This window comes from Paraburkholderia unamae (genome assembly GCF_003096875.1).
In the GTDB taxonomy this organism is placed as follows: domain Bacteria; phylum Pseudomonadota; class Gammaproteobacteria; order Burkholderiales; family Burkholderiaceae; genus Paraburkholderia; species Paraburkholderia unamae.
The window spans coordinates 222,712-239,030 of record NZ_QEOB01000002.1; the positions used below are offsets into that span (position 1 = coordinate 222,712).

Annotated in this window: 16 protein-coding genes; 6 read left to right on the forward strand and 10 right to left on the reverse strand. The window is 65.9% G+C overall.

Annotated features, from left to right (window positions below; all coding sequences use genetic code 11):
* Positions 1-66: 66 nt before the first annotated feature.
* From C7402_RS04945 to C7402_RS04970, 6 genes are all read right to left on the reverse strand, one after another.
* Positions 67-2,238: a phosphocholine-specific phospholipase C gene (locus C7402_RS04945; RefSeq protein WP_116609807.1), complete on the reverse strand. Its 2,172-nt coding sequence runs from the start codon at positions 2,236-2,238 to the stop codon at positions 67-69.
* 187 nt (positions 2,239-2,425) lie between these two features.
* A complete protein-coding gene (locus tag C7402_RS04950) occupies positions 2,426-2,644 on the reverse strand; it encodes a hypothetical protein (RefSeq protein ID WP_112169584.1) in 219 nt (72 codons plus the stop codon).
* A 231-nt stretch (positions 2,645-2,875) separates the two neighbouring features.
* Positions 2,876-3,226: a response regulator gene (locus C7402_RS04955; protein WP_112169583.1), complete on the reverse strand. Its 351-nt coding sequence runs from the start codon at positions 3,224-3,226 to the stop codon at positions 2,876-2,878.
* 142 nt (positions 3,227-3,368) lie between these two features.
* Positions 3,369-3,656, reverse strand: a complete 288-nt coding sequence (locus C7402_RS04960) for a DUF2795 domain-containing protein (protein ID WP_116609808.1) — start codon at positions 3,654-3,656, stop codon at positions 3,369-3,371.
* 58 nt (positions 3,657-3,714) lie between these two features.
* A complete protein-coding gene (locus C7402_RS04965) occupies positions 3,715-4,356 on the reverse strand; it encodes a DUF1109 domain-containing protein (protein ID WP_112169581.1) in 642 nt (213 codons plus the stop codon).
* Positions 4,353-4,925, reverse strand: coding sequence for a sigma-70 family RNA polymerase sigma factor (locus C7402_RS04970; RefSeq protein ID WP_112169580.1), 573 nt, complete (start codon positions 4,923-4,925; stop codon positions 4,353-4,355). Before C7402_RS04970 ends, C7402_RS04965 begins: the two co-directional genes overlap by 4 nt.
* 416 nt (positions 4,926-5,341) lie before the next feature.
* Between C7402_RS04970 and C7402_RS04975 the strand changes: the two genes are divergently transcribed.
* The 6 genes from C7402_RS04975 (at position 5,342) to cqsA (ending at position 11,015) form a co-directional block, all read left to right on the forward strand.
* Positions 5,342-5,611, forward strand: a complete 270-nt coding sequence (locus C7402_RS04975; RefSeq protein WP_116610073.1) for a BufA1 family periplasmic bufferin-type metallophore — start codon at positions 5,342-5,344, stop codon at positions 5,609-5,611.
* A gap of 28 nt (positions 5,612-5,639) precedes the next feature.
* Positions 5,640-6,476 (forward strand): MNIO family bufferin maturase, encoded by an 837-nt coding sequence (gene bufB, locus C7402_RS04980; protein ID WP_116609809.1) that lies wholly within the window; start codon positions 5,640-5,642, stop codon positions 6,474-6,476.
* Complete coding sequence (locus tag C7402_RS04985; protein WP_116609810.1) at positions 6,473-7,258, forward strand: HvfC/BufC N-terminal domain-containing protein; 786 nt, start codon at positions 6,473-6,475, stop codon at positions 7,256-7,258. Before bufB ends, C7402_RS04985 begins: the two co-directional genes overlap by 4 nt.
* Before the next feature lie 30 nt (positions 7,259-7,288).
* On the forward strand, positions 7,289-7,774 hold the full coding sequence (locus C7402_RS04990) for a DoxX family protein (protein ID WP_116609811.1): 486 nt from the start codon (positions 7,289-7,291) through the stop codon (positions 7,772-7,774).
* Positions 7,775-7,885: 111 nt separating this feature from the next.
* Positions 7,886-9,055 carry a GGDEF domain-containing protein gene (locus C7402_RS04995; RefSeq protein ID WP_116609812.1) on the forward strand — a complete coding sequence of 390 codons (1,170 nt, stop codon included), beginning with the start codon at positions 7,886-7,888 and terminating at the stop codon, positions 9,053-9,055.
* A gap of 658 nt (positions 9,056-9,713) precedes the next feature.
* Positions 9,714-11,015, forward strand: coding sequence for an alpha-hydroxyketone-type quorum-sensing autoinducer synthase (gene cqsA, locus C7402_RS05000; protein ID WP_112169570.1), 1,302 nt, complete (start codon positions 9,714-9,716; stop codon positions 11,013-11,015).
* Positions 11,016-11,086: 71 nt separating this feature from the next.
* Here cqsA and C7402_RS05005 read toward each other — a convergent pair whose 3' ends face one another.
* The 4 genes from C7402_RS05005 to C7402_RS05020 form a co-directional block, all read right to left on the reverse strand.
* Entirely contained in the window at positions 11,087-12,109 is a 1,023-nt protein-coding gene (locus tag C7402_RS05005) for a response regulator (RefSeq protein WP_112169568.1), read from the reverse strand.
* Positions 12,106-13,467, reverse strand: a complete 1,362-nt coding sequence (locus C7402_RS05010; protein WP_224039285.1) for a sensor histidine kinase — start codon at positions 13,465-13,467, stop codon at positions 12,106-12,108. The genes C7402_RS05005 and C7402_RS05010 overlap by 4 nt, the downstream gene beginning before the upstream one ends.
* A 365-nt stretch (positions 13,468-13,832) precedes the next feature.
* Positions 13,833-14,663 (reverse strand): alpha/beta fold hydrolase, encoded by an 831-nt coding sequence (locus C7402_RS05015; RefSeq protein WP_116609813.1) that lies wholly within the window; start codon positions 14,661-14,663, stop codon positions 13,833-13,835.
* A 10-nt stretch (positions 14,664-14,673) separates the two neighbouring features.
* Positions 14,674-16,308 carry a benzoate-CoA ligase family protein gene (locus tag C7402_RS05020; protein WP_116609814.1) on the reverse strand — a complete coding sequence of 545 codons (1,635 nt, stop codon included), beginning with the start codon at positions 16,306-16,308 and terminating at the stop codon, positions 14,674-14,676.
* Positions 16,309-16,319: the final 11 nt, after the last annotated feature.

Genomic DNA, 16,319 nt, shown 5'->3' on the forward strand with positions numbered 1-16,319 from the left:
CTCCTGTGAGCGGGGATAACGCACATTTTATATCATTCGATATTGAATATGCGAGGCGTCACAGGGTCACGGGCTTGATGGGCCCATTGCCGGATCGCTCACGCTGTCCTTGCCGGTTTCGACGCGCCCGGCGAAACGTCGCGTCACGCCGTTTTCCGCGCTGAGCGTGAAGTCGTACCAGCCTCCCGAAGCCGCGAGCGGCCAGGTCGCCTCGACCGGCTCGCGCCCGCGCAATGTATAGGTCCAGGGGCCGTCGTCGCGATAGGCGTTGGCGGTGACGGTGACGGTAACGCTCGTTTCGGCGTGACCGTGATTCGCCATGCTCAGGCCGAGCGCGTTGTTCGCCGCGTCGTCGCGCACGCGCACTTCGGGGTTCGGTCCGTGTGCGGCGGCACGCACGTTGCCCTCGAACGCGCGATGAAAGCCGTTCGGTCCCAGGACCCACAGGCTGTACGCGCCGTCGCTTCCGGCGGCGGGCGTCCACGTGTCGCTCAAGGTCTTGCCGGCCTCGACGGTGTAGCGGCGCGGTATGGCGTCGAGCCGCAGGCGGTCGTACACATGAAACACCACGCCTGCCGTGCCTTCGTTGCCGAATTCGAGTTGAACCTTGTGGCGGCGCGCATCGACGCCGGCGTCCACATGGAGCCGGTAGGGCAGCGCGCGCGACGGCCGCGCGATGCGCACCTGCGTGGGCATGCTTTGCGAGCCGGGCGGCGGCAGCGGCACGCGCTTGAGCGCGCCTTGCTGCACGTTTTGCGCGTCGGCCTGCGCCCGGGTTGGCGCGGGAAAGCCGTGCGACGGCTTTTCGTTCGGCATACTGAAGTTGAAGGCCGAGCTCAGGTCGCCGAACACCGCGCGGCGCCATGGGCTGATGTTCGGTTCGCGCACGCCAAAGCGCCGTTCGATGAAACGCAGCACCGAGGTGTGATCGAAGACTTCGGAGTTCACGAAGCCGCCCGTGCTCCAAGGCGAGGCGACGATCATCGGCACGCGCGGCCCGGGGCCGAACGGCAAGCCGTCGGGCTCGACGGGCGCGCTGTCGCCGTTTGGGTTTGGCACGCTGAAGTATTCGTGGCGCGTGCTCGCGGTCGACTTGCCGGCGTAGCCGCCGTCGCGGGTGCGCGAAGGCGGGCAGGGCGGCGGCATGTGGTCGAAGAAGCAATCGTTCTCGTCGTAGTTCACGAAGAGCACGGTCTTGCTCCAGATCTCCGGGTTTTCGGTGAGCGTGTCGAGCAGCGTTTGCAGGTAGTACGCGCCCTGGCCCGGCGTCGAAACGGCGGGATGCTCGCAATAGCCCTTGGGCGCGATGATCCAGCTCACCTGAGGCAGCCGGTTCGCGGCAATGTCGTCCTTGAGCGCTTGCAGAAAACCGCCATCGGCCATCGTGTTGCCGATGCCTTTGTAAAGCGGCTCGCGCGCGTCGAGCTCGCTCGTCCAGGGCAATTCGGGCGAGCCTTCCAGCGCCGCATGAGCCTTGCGATAGCGCGCGAAGCCGACGAGCGGATTGTCCGTGTAGTTGTCCGGCTGGTTTTCGTAGACTTTCCACGTTACGCCGGCCTCTTGCAGACGTTCCGGGTAAGTGGTCCACGTGAGGCCCACGCCGGGCGGCCCGAGATTGTCCCAGCCGTTGTTGTCGACCACCGCGTAGGGCGAGGCCGTGGGGCCGTTGGTGCCGGTGAAGAGGAAGAGGCGGTTCGCATTGGTCCCGCCGTGCAGCGAGCAGTAATAGGCGTCGCAGATCGTGAAGGCATTGGCGAGCGCGAAATGAAACGGCAGGTCGTCGGCCAGCAGGTAGCCCATCGAGGCGTTGCCCTTGAACTTCGGCCAATGCGTCATGCGGCCGTTGTCCCAGGCCTCGTGCGCGTCGCGCCAGGTGTGTGCGCCGCCCGCGAGGAGCGCGTTGCCTTTGCGGCTGTCGAGGTGGAACGGCAGGATCGTGCGCGTGCCGTCGCTTTGCTGCCAGATGGTTTTTCCACCGGCTTTGCCATCGGCTGCTCCGCCGGGCAGCGGTATCGTGAAGCGGTCCGAGAAGCCGCGCACGCCCGGCAAGGTGCCGAAATAGTGATCGAACGAGCGGTTCTCCTGCATCATCACGACGATGTGCTCGACATCGGCAATCGTCCCGGTCGCGTTGTTGGCGGGGATGGCCAGCGCCCGCTGAATAGCGGGCGGAAACAGGCTGAGCGTCGCGCCCGCGGCGGCGGCGCGCAGGAAATCGCGGCGGTCCATCGGTGTCATGGTGAGCAGGCGTTGTTGTCGTTGTGGTCGCGAGCATTAGCATGACACGTTGACCGCGCAAGTGCACTGAAAAGGGTCGCGCCCTTCTTGTGCGGTGCGATGCGCTGTCGCGGGTGGTGATTCGATATGCTAATCAGTTGGGGGGAATGCGGCCCGCCCTTCGGCAGGCTGCGCCACAATCGCCCCTTCAATCGCTCTTGCCGCCACCGTCGATGCCCGCGCCTTTGCGCCACACATCCTTGCCTTGCTGAGAAAGTTCGCCGCTGCTGTGGGTGGCGTCGGGCTCGGTGCCGTGCACGGCCATGTCGCCGCCGGGCGGCTCCAGGGCGCGCTGCTTGTCGTGCTGCTTGCCGTGATTGCGCTGCGCCACGCGTTCGTCGTGCGAGCGGCCTGCGTATTCGCTCATGTCGATCCTCCGGAAGGTGAGCGCACCGCGTCACTACGCGATGCGCTTGGGGGTGCGAACCCATGCCGGCGCGAAAGCCGGTCGCATCCGTCATGCAGCATCGGTCGTGCCATGCCTGACGAATGCGGGAGCGAGTCGATAAGGATGACGAATCACCCGATCGGCTACAACGACGATGTAAATCGTTCACGCGTTGCGGGAACGCGCGAGCGCGGGTTGGACGTGAAAGCGTCAGGGCGCCGCGACGCGACGCAGGATATCGAGCAGTTGGGAGACCGCGAAGGGCTTGCGCAGAAAACCCACGACGTCGGCGTCGGCGGGCGGGGTGACGAGCGCGGAAACGAGCACGAGCGGCACGCCCGCGAGCTTGCTGCTGCGCCGCATTTCCCGCATGAGGGCGAGGCCGTCCATGTGCGGCATCATGCAGTCGGAGATTACGACATCGGGCGGATCGTCGAGCGCGCTTTGCAACGCGTCCGAACCGTCTGCCGCGGTTCTGACCCGATAACCTTCCTGACCGACCAGTTCCTTCAGCGCATCGAGCGCGTTGCTGTCATCGTCGACGAGTAATACGGTAGCCATACGTCTTTACCTGAGCGGCGCGGCCGATCGTGGCGGCCGTGCCTTGTTCTACGCGGTTGCGTCGCGGCGGGCCGTGGGCGCCCGGCGATCGTTCCGAAGCGCGCAAAAACCGTTCCCGGGGTGCGCGGGCGCTCGGCCGGACTCAGCGGCGGCCGGCATGGTCCGGCGTCACGGCGTCATGGGCGCGCAGTTGCGCCGCGACGATCGAGGCCGACACCTCGGCGAAGCTGCCGAACGCCTCATCGGGCAAGTGGCGCAGCGCTTGAACCACGTCGCTCGGCGCGCCGCTGTGTTCGGCGCTTTCGATTAGCGTCGCGGGGTGCGCGGGCCAGTTCACGCGCTCCAGGGCGTGCAGCACGCGTAGGGTGAGGGCGCGCAGGTCGGCGCGGTTGGCAGCCTCGGTCGTATCGCAAGCGGGGGCGGGCTTCATCGGCGTCTCCTTCGAAGGTCGCCATGCGTCCCGCAGGGGGCATTCCCGCCGCGCGTTTTTACCAGCGCAGCAGGCGTGGGCCGAGCCATGCGCCCACCGCTGCGGGAATGGCCATGCCGAGCAGATACCAGACGGCCCAGAAGGGCACCGCCATCTCGGGGCAGTGCAGGCAGTAAGCGAGCGTCGCGGTGGCGCTTGCTAGCAGGCCGCCCGCGAAGCCCGCCGCGCGCAGCCGCGTGGGCGCGAGACCGCGCAGCGCCCAGAACACGGCGATGAAACCCGGCACCGAAAGGAACACGATGTTGAGCGGGCACACGCGCCAGGTCTGGCCGAGCACGAGCGGCAGGCGCGCGTGCGCCGGCGCGAGCCACACGAGCACGGCGGCAGCGATCCACACGGCGGCCACGGGCCACGCGATCGCCGCCCACGCATAACCGGGCCGGGCGCCCGGCCGCGCGAGACGCGTACTCGCGGCGAGCGCGCCCAGGCCGATCAAGAACGGCAGCGCGACCTTGAGCCAGAACACCGGCGTGGCGGCCACGCGTGCGAGGTCGGGGCGCACGCCGAACACGAGCGCCATCAGCAGCGTCGAGCCGGCGCCGCCCGCGAGCAGCGCCACGCCGAAGCGGCGCGCGAGCGCGTGGCGATCCACGGGCGCGGCGCCCGTGGCGAGCAGCGTGATGAGGTCCTCTGTCTTCATGATCCGTTCTGAAATTTCAGCGCGAGCGCCTTGAGCCCGCGGTGCACGCCAACCTTCACGGCCGACTCGGAAAGCCCGGTGAGCTTCGCCGTTTCCGTGACCGAGAGCCCCTCCAGCTTCACGTGCAGGATGGGCAGGCGTTGGCGGTCGGGCAACTGCTCGAGCATTGTGCTCAGGTCGCGGCGGGCGTCGGCGGCCTCGGCGTCGCTCGTCGCGAAGATTTCCAGCTCGTCGTCGAGCGGCGTATTGAGCGCCTCGCGGCGCGAGCGCGCGCGAAAGTAGTCGGTCAGCTTGTAGCGCGCGATCGCGTGCACCCAGGCCGTGAGCGGCTCGCCGGGGCGGTACGTGTGGCGTCCGTTGTGCACGGCCAGCAGGATTTCCTGCACCAGATCCTCCACGTCGTCTTGCAGAAAGAACAGCCGCTTGCGCAAAAAGCCGCGCAAGTGGGCGGTGAGATCGGCGAGAAACGCGTGATACGCCGCCGTGTCGCCGGCGAGGCCGCGCACGAACAAGGCCCTGAGCCGCTCCTCGGCGCCGCGCACGAGCTCGTTACCCGTAGTTCGATTCATCTTGGCCGTTGGTTACAGGTTGGTGCGCAAAGGTTTCCGCCGGACGCGCGCGGAGGCAGGGCGAGGCGCGGGGTGCGGTGCGCGGTACGGCATCTCAGGCATGGTCGCGGCCCTTCGGGGCGTTCGTCAAGTGCGGGGTGCGCGCGGCGGTGTGCCTTCGGGTGTTTCCTTTCCATTGGCTGTCAGTGGCGCGGCTAGGGTATCGGGCTTCGTGTTGGTCCGCATGCCATTCGTTCGACCAGGCCGCGCGGTTACAGCACCACGCAAAAATATTTTCCGCTTCGAACGCGCGCTGCGCTGTAACCGCCGCGAGCGGCAGGCCGAACTAGCTGGCAGATCGCCAACGCAGCGTGGCAATGGCGAAGGCGATCGAAACCGCCGTCCTCTTTGTCTGTTCAATCGATGGAGTCAATATCATGAGTACTCTTAAGCTTTCCGCCGCCGCCGCAATTCTCGCTACGCTCGCAACGGGTGTGACCGTCGCGCACGCCCAGGGCGCCATGGAGAAGTGCTACGGCGTCGCGCTCGCCGGCCACAACGACTGCAAGGCCGGAGCGGGCACGACTTGCGCGGGCACTTCGAAAATGGATTACCAGGGCAACGAGTTCAAGAACGTCCCGGCCGGCACCTGCACGGGGATCAAGACGCCGCATGGCCACGGCTCGCTCTCGCCGATGGAATCCTGAGCCCCTGCCACGTTGCCGCCCCACGATCATGAACACGCTCGACGCCTGCGGCGCCGGTCTAGGCCTCAAGCCGCAGCATTACGACGAAGCGCGCGCCTGCAACGCGCGCGCACTCTGGTTCGAAGTTCATCCGGAGAACTACATGATCGAGGGCGGCCCGCGGCTGGCATGGCTGGAGGCGGTGCGCGAGCGTCATGCCGTCGCGCTGCACGGCGTGGCGCTTTCGCTGGCCGCCGACTGCGCGCCGGATGCCGCTCATCTCGCCCGCCTGAAGGCGTTGGCTGCACGCGTGCAGCCGGTACTGGTCTCGGAGCATCTGGCGTGGTCCGCGTGGCGCGGCCGCTATAGCCCCGACTTGTTGCCGTTTCCGCGCGACGGCGCCGCGCTCGCGCGCATCGCCGCGAACATTGCGCGCACGCAGGACGTGCTGGGGCGGCGTATCGCCATCGAAAACCCCTCGCACTACGTGCGTGTGGAGGGGCACGAATGGAGCGAGACGGACTTTCTCGCCGAACTCGTGCGCCGCACCGGCTGCGGGCTCCTGCTCGACGTGAACAACGTCTACGTGAGCGCGTGCAACATGGGCTTCGACGCCTATGCCTGGCTCGATGCGTTTCCCGCCGAGGCCGTGCTGGAGATCCATCTGGCCGGCCACAGCGCCGACGCCCAAACGCCGCTGCTCATCGACTCGCACGACGCGCCCGTGGCGGAGCCTGTATGGGCGCTGTATCGCCACGCGCTCGCGCGTACCGGACCCTGCGCCACGCTGATCGAGCGCGACGATCACATCCCGGCGTTCGACGTGCTGCTCGCGGAGCGCGAACACGCGCAGGCGTTGCTCGATGCTCAGGAGGTGCCGGCATGACTTCCTCGCTTGCGCGTTTCCAGGACGCCTTCGTCGCGGCGCTGGATGGCTGCGCGCCGCTCGATGCCCGCGTGGCCGCGCTCGCCGCGCAGCCGGGTTTCGCCGTGTATCGCAACACGGTGTTCAAGGGTTGCGTGGATGCGCTGGCGGCCAATTTCCCCGCCGTCGCGCGCCTCGTTGGCAAGGCCTGGTTCGACGCGGCGGCCATGGAGTACGCGCGGCATACGCCGCCAGAAGACGCCCGGCTCGTGATGTACGGCGCGACGTTTCCGGCGTTCCTGGCGGACTGCGAAGCGGCGCGCGAGCTCACCTGGCTTGGCGGCGTGGCGCGGCTCGACCGGCTTTGGTGCGAAGCCCATACGGCGGCCGACGACGTCTCTCTCGACGCATCGGCATTCGTCTCGCTCGCGCCCGAAGCGTTTGAACGCCTGCGCGTGCGCACGCACGCGAGCGCGCGCTGGGCGTGGTTCGATGCCCAGCCGGTTCGCACGATATGGAGCGCGAACCGCGCCGGCGACACCATGCCCGATCCGCTCGACTGGCGCGGCGAGGGCGTGCTGATCCTGCGCCGCTTCGGCGGCGTCACGTGGGCTTCGCTTGGCCCAGGCGCTTGCGCGATGCTCGATGCGTGCGCCGCGGGCGCCACGCTCGGCGAGGCGTCGGAACGCGCATTGTCCGCCGAACCCCGTGCGGACCTCGGCGCGTGGTTCGCGGACCTGGTTTCGCACGGAGCGCTGGCGCCCGCCACGCCGGGTGAAGCCAACAGATCGCAGTCCAAATGAATTCGTAGTCCCAATGAAGCGGAGGATGTCATGGAATCTCATCTCAAGCGGGCGTCGCTCGCCCCCACAACGCCGTTGCTGCGTCTGCGCTCGCTCTGGAACCTGGCGGCGGGCATGGCGTCGGGCTTGATCGGCCACTCGTTTCTCGCGCTCGTTTGCCGTTTCGCCATTGCGGCCATCTTTTTTCTCTCGGGGCGCACGAAGGTAAGCGGCCTGCTCACGATCACGCCCAGCGCCTATGCGCTCTTTCGCGACGAATACCGCATTCCGCTGATTCCGCCTGAAATCGCCGCGCACATCGCCGCCTACTCCGAGCATTTTTTTCCGTTATTGCTCGTGCTCGGACTCGCTACGCGCGGCGCGGCCCTCGCGTTGCTCGGCATGACGACGGTGATCGAGGTGTTCGTCTACCCGGACGCGTGGCCCACGCATCTCTCGTGGGCCGGGCTCATGCTCTATCTCATCGCGCGCGGAGGCGGGCGCTTCTCGCTCGACCGCAAGCTCGGTATCGAATAAACCCTCTAGATGCGGAGATGCCGAATGTTTTCTCGAAGGATGCCGTAAACTCGGGCATATCCTCAGACCACGCTGTGGGTTGGCCACGCCGCGACCCAGGCACTGCTGCCCATGCTCGATCCGGTCAATATCCTTCTCGTCACGGTGCTTTCGAGCATCATGAGCCTGGCCATTCTCGGCTCGCTGCGGCCTGCGGGTATTCCCGGTGTGGGGCGCTGGATCGGCGCTTATGTGATGGCGAGCGTCGCGCTCCTGCTCGCGGGCCTTCAGCGGCTCGGCGTGCCCGTCCTCACGGTGTTGGTATCGAACGTGCTGCTCGCGCTGGCCGTTGTGCGTGTGCTCGAAGGCTGCCGCCAGTTCTTCGGGCTCAAGCCGCGCGTGCCGCTCGCGTACGCGGGCGTCGCGGCGCTCGCGGCGGGCATCGTCTGGTGGTACTGGGCCGAACCCAGTCTCGGCGCGCGCGTTGCCGTCGTCTCCGCCTTTCATGCCGCCATCTACACGTCGATAGGCTGGCTCGCGTTGCGCTGCCGGCCGCCCGCGCGACCCGTCTACAGCTACCGGTTCGTGACGCTCTCGGCATGGCTCGGCGCGTTCGCGCACGCGCTGCGCGGCGTCATGTACGGCAGCGGCTTCGTGATGCAACACGGGCTGCTCGACTTCACGCCGCTCAACGTGGCGTGGCTCGCGCTCGGCATTCTCGTGTTGCCCTCGCTGTCCATCGGCATGGTGCTGCTCGCTCACGATCGCATGGCCGAGCGGCTGGAGCGTCTCGCGAACCAGGACGAACTGACCGGCGCGCTCACGCGACGCGCCTTTCTCGCGCAGGCGAACGCGATGCTCGACACGGCGCGCGGAACAGGAGAGCGGGTGACGCTCGCCATTGTCGATATCGATCACTTCAAGTCGATCAACGATCACTACGGGCACGCGGCCGGGGATCGCGTGCTCGCGCAATTCGGCCGCATCGTGAAGGGCGGCGTGCGGGCCTCCGATGCATTCGGCCGGCTGGGCGGCGAGGAATTCGCGTTGTTCTTTACGGGCATGACGCGCGAGGAAGCCGTGCGGCGTCTCGACGAATTGCGCGTGCTGACGCTGGCCGTGCGCCGCAGCGCCGACACCCACGCGCGCGAACCGGAACATGGCGGCCACGAAGGCCTGACATTCAGCGCGGGCGTGGATGAACTCCAGGCGCAAGACTCGCTTGCTGCATTGATGGCGCGAGCCGATGCCGCGCTCTATGTCGCGAAAACGCGCGGGCGCGATTGCGTGGTTGCCGCGTGACGCTTTTACACGGCTATCCGTCTTTTACCGATTCCCGCTTTTACCGATTCCCATCCCGCATTTATGCGTTGTGAATGAATGCATTGCGCCCTTTGGCGATGCTTCACTTCAACCTTGTCAATTCTCCATGCGCTTCGCATAGTTGCGTACCTCGAACGCATAACACCGCTGTTTTTAAACGATAATTATCAATGGCGCGACTGACGTCGCATGCAGCGTGAATCGGTTTTCGCTGCATGACGTGCTGGGTCTCGATGACCTTCGTGGCGCGCCTCAAATTTTCGAGCAGGCATTTTTTCCCTTGTAACCTGTGACGATCACGCGAAGCGAGATCCGTGCGGATAGGAAGGTGCCTGCCAGCGGCGCCCGGTGCCCGCATTGGTTTTCGGATTCGCTTCGCGCTTGCGCACGGATCCGCACCGCACTCAAGCGCGCTCTGGCGCCGCCGGCCGGGACTGCCCCCCGGCTGCGCGCCGCGACTCACGCGCTCGCCAGTCATTGCAATACCCACATTCAAATGCCCGTGGCCGGGACCTTCACGCCATGCCTCATTGCGCGTGGGGTTTCGCTGCGGGCGCATTACGGGACTGACCTCCGGAAACCAATCTGACAACACACGTCGCGTCCGGAGGCGGCCTTTAACCACAAGGAGCCTGAGATGAAAGTTGGCAGCAACTGGCGTAACGCACAAAACAACGACGCGGCATTGCCCGCATTCCTCGCAGCGCGTGTCGATCGGTATTACACCGAACGCGTGCAGGAGAGCTGGGCCGGGGGGCACATCATGAAGGGACGCGTGGCGGATATCGATGCCTTGCATCTTTCGAGTAATGATTACCTTTCGATCGCGCGGCATCCCGAGATTCTCGATGCAATGTGCATGAGCATCCGCTCGGAAGGTAACGGGCTTTTAATGTCGGGCGTATTCCTGCACGGCGACGATTGCCCGCAACTCGTACTCGAAGATCGCTTCGCTTCCTATATGGGTGCCGAAGCCAGCGTGATATGCCAGTCGGGGTTCGCGGCGAACACGGGGCTGATTCAGTCGATCGCGAATGCGCAGACGCCGGTGTATGTCGACATGATGGCGCACATGTCGCTCTGGGAAGGCATTCGCAGCGCGGGGGCGCGCGCAATCAGTTTCTTCCACAACGATGTCGATCACCTGGAGCAGCGCATCCAGCGCTACGGGGCGGGGATCGTGATCGTCGATTCGGTGTACAGCACGAATGGCAGCGTCGCGCCGCTCGCGGCAATTGCGGACGTGTGCGCGGAGCACGACTGCGTGCTGGTTGTCGACGAGTCGCATTCGCTCGGCACGCACGGTCCGCACGGCGCGGGGCTCGTCGCCGAACTGGGGCTGATCGACCGCGTGCACTTCCGTACCGCCAGTCTTGCGAAGGCGTTTGCGGGGCGCGCCGGCATCATCAGTTGCTCGCGCCGTTTCCAGGAGTATTTCAAGTGCGAGGCATTGCCCGCCATTTTCAGCTCGACGCTGCTGCCTCACGAAACAGCGGGCCTCGCGGCGACGCTCGACGTGATCGAGCGCGAAGACTGGCGGCGTGCGCGCGTCGCGGCCAATGCGCGTTACGTGCGCTCGCGGCTTGCCGAACTCGGCTACAACCTCAACGGCAGCGAAACGCAGATCATCGCGCTGGAAGCCGGGCCGGAACCGCAGACCATCGTGCTGCGCGACGCCCTCGAAGCGCGCGGCATCTTCGGCTCGGTGTTCTGTGCGCCCGCAACGGCACAGAACCGCTCGCTCGTGCGGCTCTCCATCAACGCGGCCATGAGCGAGCAGGAGCTTGAGCGCCTCGTCGATGTATGCGAGGACATTCGCGACGAAGTGCAGATGTGGAACTGGCCGTCCACGCGCCGCAACGAGCGCCACGCGGGCCGTGCGCGCGTGCGTGTGCCGCAGGCGGTGGTGAACATGCCGCTGGTGGCCGTGGCGGCTTGATGTCGAAGCAATAAAGGCGGCGTGGAGCGAGACGGGGATAGCGTGGGTCCAGCCCGATTCCTGGCCAGGAATCAGGGCGAATCCCACGCTGCCTGAATTTCACGGTCGAGCTGGTCGAGATGCTGGTCGTAGGGCATCACGTTGTCGAGCGCGAGTCCCGCCGGCTTTTTGACGAGTGCGTAGAGGTAACGCCGGTCGCCGTGAAACTCCGATGCGGGGTGCATATACGGTTGCCACTCCACGCACTGCGCCGGGTAATACCCTTCGGTGCGCCAGAAATAGGGCAGGCTGCGACGGCTGTCGAGTTCCGCGAGGAAGCTGGCCGGCGCGCCCTGTTCGACGGCGATTTCACGCACGCCGCGCAGCGATTCGTCGGTGTGGATGATGAGCAGGTAGGCGGTGCCCACGCCGTCGAACATCAGCAGTCCGTGTGGCTGGTACGAGAGATAGTGCTCGACGACGCCGAGCGAGTCGGCAATGCCCTTCACGTGCGCGGCGAGCGCATGGTCCTTGAGGAACGCATATTCGGAAACCGCGAGCGCATCGAGCACGGTGCCGCAGCAGCGGTCGAAATACGCGCGCTGCATATCGCGAATCGCGTGATTGAGCGTTTCCACGGCGTCGACTTCATGCTTGCGGATGAAACGATCGATCAGGCCTTCGTTGAAGCATTTCACGGCCAGGTGCTCGTCGGCCTTGCCGGTCAGCACGATCTTCTTGATCGACGGGTCGGCAATGCGGCGGCAGAACTCCATGCCGTTCAGTTCCGGCATGTCGTAGTCGACCACCACGACCGCAACGGACTCGAAGCGCGCCGGGTTGTGCACGAGGCTGCGGATCGCGTCGACGCGCATGGCGATGACCTGATGCGCATCGTTTTCCTCGGTGCGGTCCAGATACGGGCTGAAGATCGGCTCGGCAGCCCGGTCCTGCGCGCGGCCGTTGAGAAACTTCAGCGCCTCGGTGGGCGAGCTGAACAGGCGGAACGCCAGGTCGGGGTCGAGTTGCAGGCTCAGGTTCGAAAGGAACGCGGCGCTGTCGTCGACGAACGCGACGGTGGTCGGATAGGAGAACGGCTGAATGGCTTTCGTCATGGCGCTGGGAATGTCAAAACGAACTCGGTGTATTCGCCTTTTACGGAGGAGCAGGTTATCGCTCCCCCCATCGCTTGCATGACATCGCGGCAGAATGCCAGCCCGATTCCTGCTCCGAGCGTCACGTCATCGGTGGCGGTTGTCGAAGTATAAAAGCGCGTGAAGATGTGCGGCAAGACTTCAGGGGAAATACCTGTGCCCGTATCGCTGAAAATCAGCCGATTGGACCGTTGGCCTGATTCAAGGCGAATCGAAATTTGCGCACCCTCGATGCTGCCCATATGCCGGAAGGCATTTTTCAGCAGATTGAACAGAACGTGAACAGTTAGCATTTCGGAACCGTGAAACTGAAAATCGGGGCGCAGATTGCAGATTACGCGGCGGCGATCGCCTTCGCGAAACGGAAAGCGCGCAAGCGCCGTTTCCACGCAATGCGCGATCGAGCACTGCGTTGCGTTTTGCATGTTGCCGCCCGTGAAGCGCGCCGTGGCGAGCAGCATGTCGATGATGGCGTTCGAATGTAACGCTTCCTGTTCGATACGGCTTACCACGCCTTGCATGGAGTGCAGATGCGCCACGCGTATCTTGGGCACCGGCAAACGATTGCGCTGGGCGAGTTGATAAGTATCGAGTAGCGCGGGCAGATAGCGCATGAGACCCGCCGCGCCCACGCGAATCGCCACGAGCGGGGTGCGCAATTCGTGCGCGACGCTGCCCGCCGTGGCGAGCATCGCGCGCTCCTGTTCGATTTGTATGCGGTCCTGATCGTAATTGGCCACCGCGCCGATCGCCACCGCGAACGAGAAGATTGCCAGATGCGTGAGGTAGTTCGGGCCGAGCACGACAGGGTCGGTGGTGAGGCAGTACGCGAGCACCGCGAGGCTGATGCCCACGAGGAACTGGAGCACGAGCATGAGCCAGTCGAGCAGCAGCACCATGACGAACGCCGCGATCAGCGCGCTTTCCACCCACACCTCGTTGCCGTTGTTCTTGAGCAGCATGAAGGTGAAGAAGAACGGCAGCGCATAGAGCGTGGCGCAGTACCAGTACCACGGCAGCAATTTCTTGAGCGGCGCGGGCCAGCGCTCGAAGGCGAGAATCGGGACGAAAACGAGCGAGCCGATCAGGCGCAGCGTGAGATTTTCGTACGGCTGCGGAAAGAGGTCTTTCCAGACATAGTAGTAAAGCGGAAAGCCCACGCTCGCCACGACGGCGAGCGGGCGCATGCGGCGCTTGACGTATTGCAGGTTGCGCAACGCGGGCGCGAAGGCGCGCACGAAGCGCGGGCGCATCGACGCCCAGACCCGCCGCAGTCGCGCCGAGGTTCTCGAAACGTTCATCAGGATGGAATCGCTCATCGTTCTGGCCGGCGCGTGATCCGCCCGGTCTTCTTTCGTCTCGCCTTGCTGCCCCGTTTTGTTTTTCGGCGTCGCCCAACGCCTGGCCGCGTTTCCCCGTTCTCTGGCCGGTTGGCGTGGTCGGACCCTTTCGCCGCCGCGGCAAAGAAAGACAATATCACCAAAGGATTGCAACGTTGCGGCGGGTTTGGCCCCGGAAACGCTTCGTTACCGGAATTGCAGGGGCGTGCTATGCGAAACGCATCGATTCGCGTGTTCGCCGCGTGTTCGCCGCGTGTTTGACGGGATGCTTGAGGGGGCGTTCGAGGGGGCGATGGCGGGGCGCCCGCGTGCGACGGGCCCCTTGCGGTTTGCGCGCGCGCCGCTCAGGCGCCAGGCTTGCGTTGGGCGGAAACGAATTGCTCGATGGCTGTGTCGAGCGGCCCGGGCGCGTCGCGATGGGGCGAGTGGCCGCCCTGCGCGAGCGCGTGAACGCGCGCATGAGGCACCGCCGCGCCGATTGCCTCCACCTGCGCCATGGTGCCGTAGTGGTCGTCGAAGGCCTGCATGGCGAGCAGCGGCGCACGGATCGCGCCCAGTTCGCCCACGATGTTCCAGGCGCGGAACGCCGGATCGAGCCAGATGTCGTTCCAGCCGTAGAACGCGGAATCGACGTCGTCGTGATAGCGCGCGAGCTTCTCGCGCAGCCCGGTGGTTTCGTACGCAACCTTCGCGGCCTTGATGCTTTCGACGGAGATGTCTTCGACGAACACGTGCGGCGCGATCGCCACCGCGCCCGCGAGCGCCTCCGGAAACGCGGCGGCGTGGAGCAGGGCGATCGAGGCGCCGTCGCTATGGCCGATGAGCCACATGCGCTTGCGTTCGGCGGCATCGACACCGAGCGCGTCGAGCAGCGCGGGCAGGACGTCGCGCGCTTGCTGCGCCATGAAATCGGCGGGCCATTTCACGCCGTGTTCGCGCGGCGTGGAGCGGCCGTAGCCCGGGCGCGAGTACACGAGACCGCGCATGCCCAGGCGTGCGCAGAGCACAGCCGGCCAGTCCTTCCACATGGCGATCGAGCCGAGGCCCTCGTGCAGGAACACGGCGAGCGGCGCGTCGGCGCTAATAGCACCATCGGCACCGATCCAGCGGTATTCGATGCGCAGCGCTTCGCGCGCGGCGGTGGCGGGCAGGGTGGCGAATTCGCTTTCGTTCATGGAGCTGAGGTCACGACTGAAACTGCTGGCGCAGGCGGAAGCGCTGGATTTTACCGGTCGCGGTCTTGGGCAGGTCGTCCACGAACAGGATGTCGCGCGGATACTTGTGCGGCGCGAGCCGCGTCTTGACGAACGCCTTCAGCGTTTCGGCCAGCATGTCGTGCGCGGCGTCCTGCGCCTCCTGCTTGAGCACGACGAACGCGCAGGTCTTCACGAGGCCGCCCTGATCGACGCCGATCACGGCCGCTTCGAGCACCGCGTCGTGCTGCATGAGCACCATCTCCACCTCGATGGGCGAGACGTATTGACCGCTCACCTTGAGCATGTCGTCGCTGCGGCCCGCGTACACATAGGCGCCGCCCGGCAGCCGCCGGTACTTGTCGCCGCTTCGCACCCAGTCGCCCAGAAAGGTCGCGCGCGACTTCTCGCGATTGCACCAGTACATCACGGCCGCGCTCGGCCCGCGAATATACAGGTCGCCGATCTCGCCATCGGGCACGAGGCGGCCGCTTTCGTCGCGCAACTCGATGTCGTAGCCGGGCACGGGGCGGCCCGTGGTGCCGTATTCGACGAGGTCGGGGCGGTTGGAGAGGAAGATGTGCAGCATCTCGGTCGAGCCGAGGCCGTCGAGAATGTCGGCGCCGAAATGCTGCCTGAAGCGCTCGCCGATCTCGCGCGGCAGCGCCTCGCCCGCCGAGGCGCAAATGCGCAGCGCGACGTCGGCGCGCGCGGGCAGGTTGGGCGAGGCCATCATGCTCGCGTAGAGCGTGGGCACGCCGTAGAACACGGTCGGGCGATGCTTGACGAGCCGCGCGAACACGGCACCGGCCGTGGGCCGCTCGGCCATCAGCACCGTGGTCGCGCCCACCGAGAGCGGAAACGAGAGGCCGTTACCAAGCCCGTACGCGAAGAACAGCTTCGCCGCTGAAAACACCACGTCGCTCTCGCGTATGCCGAGAATCGGTTTCGCGTAGGTCTCCACGGTCCAGTAGAGATTCGCGTGCGTGTGCACGGTGCCTTTGGGCTTGCCCGTCGAACCGGACGAGTAGAGCCAGAACGCGATGTCGTCGCCGCTCGTTTGCGCGGCGCGCGGCGCGGGCTCGGCGCGCGCGAGCAGGTCGGCGAGCACACGCGGCGATTCAGGCGTGCTGTTTGCGCTTTCGGCCAACGGCTGTGAGACGATTAATTCGCAGTCCTCGCATTGCGCTTCGGCAAGCGCCGCGCGCACGTTGGCCAGCACCGCGCCCGAGGCGATCACCGCGCGTGCGCGGCTGTGCGTGAGCATATAGACGTAGTCGGCCGGCGTGAGCAGCGTATTGACGATCACGGGCACGATGCCCGCATGGAGCGCGCCAAGGAACGCTATCGGCAATTCGATCGTGTCGAGCATCACGAGCAGGATGCGCTCTTCCGCGTGAACGCCCAGCGCGCGCATCGCACTGGCGAAGCGGTGTGCCTGCGTTTCGAGTTCGCCGTAGCTCAGCGTGAGCGTGTCGTCGATATAGGCGGTCTTGGCGGCGCGCGCGCGATTGAGCGCGAACAGATGCGTGGCGAAGTTGAATAGCGCGGGTGGCGGTTCGGCGCCTCGCGCGGGGGACGCGGCCGCGGGCGTGGGCTGCGCGGGCGACGCTGTCTGGGTATCCACGATATTGTCTC

Excerpts from the sequence above, each read along its gene's own strand:
- C7402_RS04950 (WP_112169584.1), bottom strand. The coding sequence starts at position 2,644 with ATGAGCGAATACGCAGGCCGCTCGCACGACGAACGCGTGGCGCAGCGC.
- C7402_RS05005 (WP_112169568.1), bottom strand. The coding sequence starts at position 12,109 with ATGACGAAAGCCATTCAGCCGTTCTCCTATCCGACCACCGTCGCGTTC.
- cqsA (WP_112169570.1), top strand. The coding sequence starts at position 9,714 with ATGAAAGTTGGCAGCAACTGGCGTAACGCACAAAACAACGACGCGGCA.
- C7402_RS04955 (WP_112169583.1), bottom strand. The coding sequence starts at position 3,226 with ATGGCTACCGTATTACTCGTCGACGATGACAGCAACGCGCTCGATGCG.
- C7402_RS04960 (WP_116609808.1), bottom strand. The coding sequence starts at position 3,656 with ATGAAGCCCGCCCCCGCTTGCGATACGACCGAGGCTGCCAACCGCGCC.
- C7402_RS04985 (WP_116609810.1), top strand. The coding sequence starts at position 6,473 with ATGACTTCCTCGCTTGCGCGTTTCCAGGACGCCTTCGTCGCGGCGCTG.
- C7402_RS04995 (WP_116609812.1), top strand. The coding sequence starts at position 7,886 with ATGCTCGATCCGGTCAATATCCTTCTCGTCACGGTGCTTTCGAGCATC.
- C7402_RS04975 (WP_116610073.1), top strand. The coding sequence starts at position 5,342 with ATGAGTACTCTTAAGCTTTCCGCCGCCGCCGCAATTCTCGCTACGCTC.
- C7402_RS04945 (WP_116609807.1), bottom strand. The coding sequence starts at position 2,238 with ATGACACCGATGGACCGCCGCGATTTCCTGCGCGCCGCCGCCGCGGGC.
- C7402_RS05010 (WP_224039285.1), bottom strand. The coding sequence starts at position 13,467 with ATGAGCGATTCCATCCTGATGAACGTTTCGAGAACCTCGGCGCGACTG.
- bufB (WP_116609809.1), top strand. The coding sequence starts at position 5,640 with ATGAACACGCTCGACGCCTGCGGCGCCGGTCTAGGCCTCAAGCCGCAG.
- C7402_RS04990 (WP_116609811.1), top strand. The coding sequence starts at position 7,289 with ATGGAATCTCATCTCAAGCGGGCGTCGCTCGCCCCCACAACGCCGTTG.
- C7402_RS04965 (WP_112169581.1), bottom strand. The coding sequence starts at position 4,356 with ATGAAGACAGAGGACCTCATCACGCTGCTCGCCACGGGCGCCGCGCCC.
- C7402_RS04970 (WP_112169580.1), bottom strand. The coding sequence starts at position 4,925 with ATGAATCGAACTACGGGTAACGAGCTCGTGCGCGGCGCCGAGGAGCGG.
- C7402_RS05015 (WP_116609813.1), bottom strand. The coding sequence starts at position 14,663 with ATGAACGAAAGCGAATTCGCCACCCTGCCCGCCACCGCCGCGCGCGAA.